This is a genomic window from Streptomyces alkaliphilus, assembly GCF_014141535.1.
In the GTDB taxonomy this organism is placed as follows: Bacteria; Actinomycetota; Actinomycetes; order Streptomycetales; family Streptomycetaceae; genus Streptomyces; species Streptomyces alkaliphilus.
Map to the genome: position 1 here is coordinate 1 of NZ_VKHT01000306.1, position 5,252 is coordinate 5,252.

General features: G+C 72.6%; 7 protein-coding genes. All 7 read right to left on the reverse strand.

What is annotated here, in order from left to right; all coding sequences use genetic code 11:
- Positions 1-13: 13 nt before the first annotated feature.
- From FNQ90_RS11760 to FNQ90_RS11790, 7 genes are read right to left on the reverse strand one after another with little or no spacing between them, the layout of a single operon-like run.
- On the reverse strand, positions 14-535 hold the full coding sequence (locus FNQ90_RS11760) for a TadE/TadG family type IV pilus assembly protein (protein ID WP_182606323.1): 522 nt from the start codon (positions 533-535) through the stop codon (positions 14-16).
- Positions 532-990, reverse strand: a complete 459-nt coding sequence (locus tag FNQ90_RS11765) for a TadE/TadG family type IV pilus assembly protein (RefSeq protein ID WP_323379900.1) — start codon at positions 988-990, stop codon at positions 532-534. The genes FNQ90_RS11760 and FNQ90_RS11765 overlap by 4 nt, the downstream gene beginning before the upstream one ends.
- 3 nt (positions 991-993) lie before the next feature.
- Entirely contained in the window at positions 994-1,473 is a 480-nt protein-coding gene (locus FNQ90_RS11770; RefSeq protein ID WP_407699346.1) for a TadE/TadG family type IV pilus assembly protein, read from the reverse strand.
- A 7-nt stretch (positions 1,474-1,480) separates the two neighbouring features.
- Positions 1,481-1,792 carry a Flp family type IVb pilin gene (locus FNQ90_RS11775; protein WP_228454468.1) on the reverse strand — a complete coding sequence of 104 codons (312 nt, stop codon included), beginning with the start codon at positions 1,790-1,792 and terminating at the stop codon, positions 1,481-1,483.
- Between the two features lie 47 nt (positions 1,793-1,839).
- Complete coding sequence (locus FNQ90_RS11780; RefSeq protein WP_323379901.1) at positions 1,840-2,787, reverse strand: type II secretion system F family protein; 948 nt, start codon at positions 2,785-2,787, stop codon at positions 1,840-1,842.
- On the reverse strand, positions 2,784-3,881 hold the full coding sequence (locus FNQ90_RS11785) for a type II secretion system F family protein (RefSeq protein ID WP_182606325.1): 1,098 nt from the start codon (positions 3,879-3,881) through the stop codon (positions 2,784-2,786). Before FNQ90_RS11785 ends, FNQ90_RS11780 begins: the two co-directional genes overlap by 4 nt.
- A 13-nt stretch (positions 3,882-3,894) precedes the next feature.
- Positions 3,895-5,196 carry a CpaF family protein gene (locus FNQ90_RS11790; RefSeq protein WP_182606326.1) on the reverse strand — a complete coding sequence of 434 codons (1,302 nt, stop codon included), beginning with the start codon at positions 5,194-5,196 and terminating at the stop codon, positions 3,895-3,897.
- Positions 5,197-5,252: the final 56 nt, after the last annotated feature.

Sequence of the window (5,252 nt, forward strand, 5' to 3'; positions counted from 1 at the left end):
GGGGTGGTTCGGATCAGGGGGTCGGCGGGGTGCCGGTGTCGGCGCGCGCGGTGGCGCTGCCCCGGGCGGTGAGGGTGTTGAAGAGCACGCCCGCGAAGACCGGCCGGTAGGTCACCACGATCTCCACGCCCACCTCGTCGGGCGGATACGCGGTGCAGTCGTGTCCGGTGACGGAGGCACTGCTCAGGCTCACCTCGCCGACGAACTCGGCGACCCGGGCCGGACAGTTGTCGAAGTTGATGCCGACCGTGCCGCCGGCCCGCAGCGTCTCCTCGTCCAGGTCCTGGGCGGCGTAGCGGGCGGCCTGCTCGGCGATGTCCATGGCCCGTTCCCGCTGGGCGATGGCCATGCCACCGTCGACGATGAAGGCGGCCAGGCCGAGGACGACGACGGCGAAGAAGACCGCGATGATCGCGCCCGAGCCCCGGTCGGCGCGATCGCCCCGGGCGGCCCGGTCGGATCCGGTGGTGTCCGGGGCGCCCTCGCGGTGGAGGGTCGGCGCGTCGTCGCGCGCGTGCCGCCGACGGATGCTCATCCGGACCTCCGGTAGGGGTCGATGGGCGAGGCGGAGGTGCTGGAGACGGTGGTGGTGACGGGCAGTCCGAGCATCGCCAACGCACGCACCCGGCAGCTGACCTCCACCGTGTAGAGCGAGCCCGGTTCGTGACCCGAGCCGGTCGAGCGCACCTGCACGCTGCCGGACACACAGACGTTCCGCAGTTGGTCACCGACCACCGAGGTGGAGGCGGCCCTCGCCTCGCCCGCGGTGCGTTCCAGCGAACCGGCCCGGGCGGCGTCGCGCGCCGCGCCGTCCACGGCGTTGCGCCCCGAGACCATCTGGCCCAGGCCGGCGAGCACCAGGACGAAGGTGATGATCAGTGGTGCGAGCAGCACCATCTCCACAGCCGTGACCCCCCGGTCGTCCCACCGCCGGACCGACCGGTCCACCGGCTCACCGCCGGGCGCCTCCGGCGCGTTCCCCCGTGGCACGGTTCACCCCCCGTCCGGCACGAAACGTTCCACCGGCCCCTCGGAGACCGCGGTCACCTGCAGGGACATGCCGGGCATGATCGTCGGCACGTTCCCGGTGACCGTCACCCGGACCGTGTACTCGGCCGGACGCCGCACATCGACCACCGGACGGCCGTCGAACAGGCCGCGACCGAGCTGGTCGATGTAGTCGTGGGACTTCTCCGAGGCGGAGCCCGCCCAGGTGCCGGGATTGGCGTCGGCCTCGGCCCGGGCGGTGCGCGCCCCCGCCTGCGCGGCGGCCTTCGCCACGTGCTCGGCGAAGGAGTAGAGGGCGAACTGCACGGCCGCGAAGATCATGAAGAACATGATCGGGGTGAGCACCACGAACTCGATCGCGGACGCCCCCCGGTCGTTCCCGGCACGCCCGAGGACCCCGCCCCGGTCCGTGCCGGGGCCCAGCCTGCGCCGCGCCCCGGCGACCACCCTCTCGACTCCGCGCACGATCGGATCAGCAGTTCTGGGTGTCCTGGACGCCCGCGATGCAGTCGCTGACGTCACTCGCGCGGCCCTGCAGGGCGGACATGATGATCCGGCCGATGCCGGCCACCAGGCCCACGACGATGGCGGCGATGATGACCCACTCGATGGCCGAGGCGCCCCGGTCCAGCTCGCCCGAGCGGACCCGGCGGTACCGGACCGTCAGGGAGGCCAGCAGGTACCCCACCACGGGGTGGGCGAAGCCGGCGAGGCGACCGCCCCGGCCCCCGTCCGTCGCCGTGCCCGTTCCGGGGTCGGTGTTCGTCATGTCGTTGTGTCGCATATCGATCGTTGTCCTCTCGCACACCCTCGGTCGGCCCCGACACGGCGTCAGATGCCGAAGACCCGCATTCCCGCCGGGAACACCAGGAAGATCAGGAAACCCACACACAGCAACAGCTGCGCGACCAGCATGGACTGCGACTTCTCCCCCGCGCTCCCCTCGATCTCGGCCAGCTCGCGATTGCGCATGGTCTCGGCGCGCGCCGCCAGTGAGGTGCGCACCTTGGCCCCGTCGTCGGCGACGAGCGCCAGGGAGCTCGACAGGTCCCGCAGCTCCTCCACGCCGACCTCGTCGCCCAGACGCCCCAGGGCCTGCCACTGGCTCAGGCCGGTGATCCGGGCGTCGGACAGCGCGGTGCGGATCCGCACCAGCGCCCAGCTGTCGCTCACCTCGGAGGCGGCCTTCAGCGCCTCCGGCAGACCCCGTCCGCCGGCCAGGCTCATCGAGACCAGGTCCAGGTAGGCGGCGATCACCCGACGGAAGTCCTTGCGGCGGGCGGTGGCGTCCCGGCGCACCTCCACATCGGGCAGGAAGAAGAACCCCAGCGCGCAGATCAGGGCCAACCACAGCGGGATGAAGGGGCTGGAGCCGAAGCCGAGCATCCAGATCACGCCGAACAGGAACGGCCCGAAGAACAGACCCAGAGCCGCCATGACGACCTTGGTCGCCAGGAACTCCTCCCAGCCGCGCTCCAACAGGGCCAGGTCGGCGCGGAGCGAGCGCTGTTCCCAGCCGCGCCGACGGTACGCCTCGGCGAGTTGCCGACCGGCGTTCGCCCGCAGTTCGTCGAGCCGGGAGGGGCGGGTCGGTTCGGCCGTCTCGGGACGGACGGCGGGGTGGAAACCACCGCCGGCGCCGCGGTGACGCAGGGCGTCCACCCGGGCGATGGTGGAGACCGCGCTGCGGCGGGTCGGCACCAGGGCTCGGACCAGCACGTACAGGCCGAGGCCGAAGACCGCCCCGACGATCACCGGGCCGGTGATGTCCGTCGTCACGCGCGGGCCCCCCTTCCGTCCCGGCCGCCGGAACGGGGGGTCCCGTCCGACGGTCGCCATCCGGTGCCGGTACCGGCACCCACCTCTCCCGTCGAGGTCGTGGCGGTTGTCGTCCCCTTGCCGACCGTCGAACGGGAGCCCCGGCCGGGCAGCCGTCCGAGGCCCGGCAGCGGCGCCTGCTGCGCGCGGCGGTCGGCGGCGGGCGGATCGCCCCGCCGGCCGGCGCCCGCGCGGCCGGTCATGAACCGCTCGGGCACCTGGATCTTCGCCAGGCTGCGCATCCACCAGAAGCCGAGGCCGAACAGCAGGCAGACCACGCCCAGCACGGCCTGGCCCAGCGGGTCGCCGTAGGGCTCCACGAAGGACGGGTTGAAGATCGCCAGGCCGAGGGGGAAGAGCACGCTGACCGCGACGACGATCTGCACGCTGCGCCGGGTGGACGCGCGCTGGGCCATCACCCGCTGTCGCATGTCCACCTCCTCACGGGCGGAACGGGCCAGCGCGCCGAGCACCTCGCGCAGACCGGGACCGCGCAGCCGGGCGTTGAGGATGAGCGAGGCGATGATGATGTCGGCGGAGGAGTCGTCGAGTTCGTCGGCGAACTCCTGGAGCGCGTCGGGCAGCGGCATGCGCGAGCGCAGTCGGTCCACCAGATTGGCCAGGGGTTCGCGCAGCGCCGGGGCGGCGGCCCGGGCGGAGGCGGGAATGGCCTGCTCCAGACCGACGGCACCGGCGATGGTGTCGCGCAGCGACTCGGTCCAGGAGGCGAGGGCCTCCACCCGGCGCATCGCGGCGCGCTCCTCGGCGGCGCCGCCGAACAGCCGGTCCCAGGTGTAGACGAGCAGGGCGGTGGCCAGCGCGGCGATCGGCCAGCGGGTGAACAGCAGCACCAGCAGGGACAGCAGGACGGCGATCATCGTGCGGCGCCCCAGGAAGCGGGCGAGTTCCGCGCGTCGCCGCTCGGCCCGCTCGCGCTCCTCCATGGACTTCGGCGGGAAGCCGCGCACCGCCGCGATCAGCAGTGCCAGGCCGCCGCCGACCGCCACGCCGGCGGCCAGCGCGGCGAGGAAGTCGGGATCGAGGAATCCACTCATCGGCACGACGTCCTCACCCCCACATTCCGTGGTAGCCGTGCTGGGCCAGCTCGTCGGCGCAGGAGATCGCGGCGGCGGCGCGCGGCACGCCGTCGGGCCCCTCGGCGAAGACCTCGCTGGAGAGCACCCGCCCGTCCACGCCGTTGACCTCCCGCACGGAGGTGACCAGCCGGCGCAGGGTGCCGCCGCGCCCGTAGAGGTTGCGGCGCTGGATGAAGACCACGAAGTTGACCGCGCCCGCGATCAGCATCTGGCTGGCCTCGATCGGCAGACGCTCGGCGGCCTGGAGGGCGTAGGTGGAGATCCGGTTGAAGACCTCCTGCGAGCTGTTGGCGTGGATGGTGGACAGGGAGCCGTCGTTGCCCTGCGACATCGCGTTGAGCATGGTGACGATCTCGTCGCCGAGGACCTCGCCGACGATGACCCGGGAGGGGTTCATGCGCAGCGAGCGGCGGACCAGTTCGGCCATGGAGATCGAGCCCTGACCCTCGGAGTTGGGCAGTCGCTCCTCGAAGGCCACCACGTTGGGGTGGAGTTCGGCGAACTGATCGAGCCCCAGCTCCAGCGCGCGCTCGACGGTGATCAGGCGCTCCTCCGGCGGGATCTCGTTGGCCAGGGCGCGCAGCAGGGTGGTCTTCCCGGCGTTGGTGGAGCCGGCGATCATGATGTTCTTGCGGGCGCGCACGGCGGCGGCCAGGAAGCTGCCGATCTCGGGGGTGACGGTGCCGTTGCCGATCAGGTCGGCGAGGAAGACCTTGCCCAGGCGGGCCCGGCGGATGGACAGCGCGGGGCGGCGGGTGACATCCATGACGGCGGAGAGCCGGGAGCCGTCGGGCAGCCGCAGGTCCAACTGGGGGTTGGCGGAGTCGAAGGGGCGCGAGGACAGGCCGGAGTAGGCGCCGAGCACCTGGATGAGTTCGACGAGTTCCTCGTCGCTCTCGGCGACCGGCTCGCCGCGCACCTCGCGGCCGTCGGCGTAGCCGATGAACACCTGGTCGCAGCCGTTGATGTCGATGTTCTCGATCTCGGGGTCGTCCAGGAGGGGTTGCAGCCGTCCGACACCGAACAGCGCGGCGTGCACGGCGGCGGCGTACGCCTCCTCGGACTGCGCGTCCAGCGGCGGACGGCCCTGGGAGATCTCCTCGCGGACGTACTCCTCGAGGACCTGCGCGATGACGGCGCGGGCGTAGTGCCGTTCGTCCTCGGGTGTCATCGCCCGCAGGCCACTGGCCTGGTCGGCGCGGCGCTGCTCGGCGAGACGGTCGCCGCACTCCTGGCGGAAGCGCTTGACGAGTTGGTGGTTGACCTCGCTCATCGCTCCGCTCCCGGCTCGGCGGGTCGGGAGCCGGCGGGCGGCGGGTAGCCGTAACC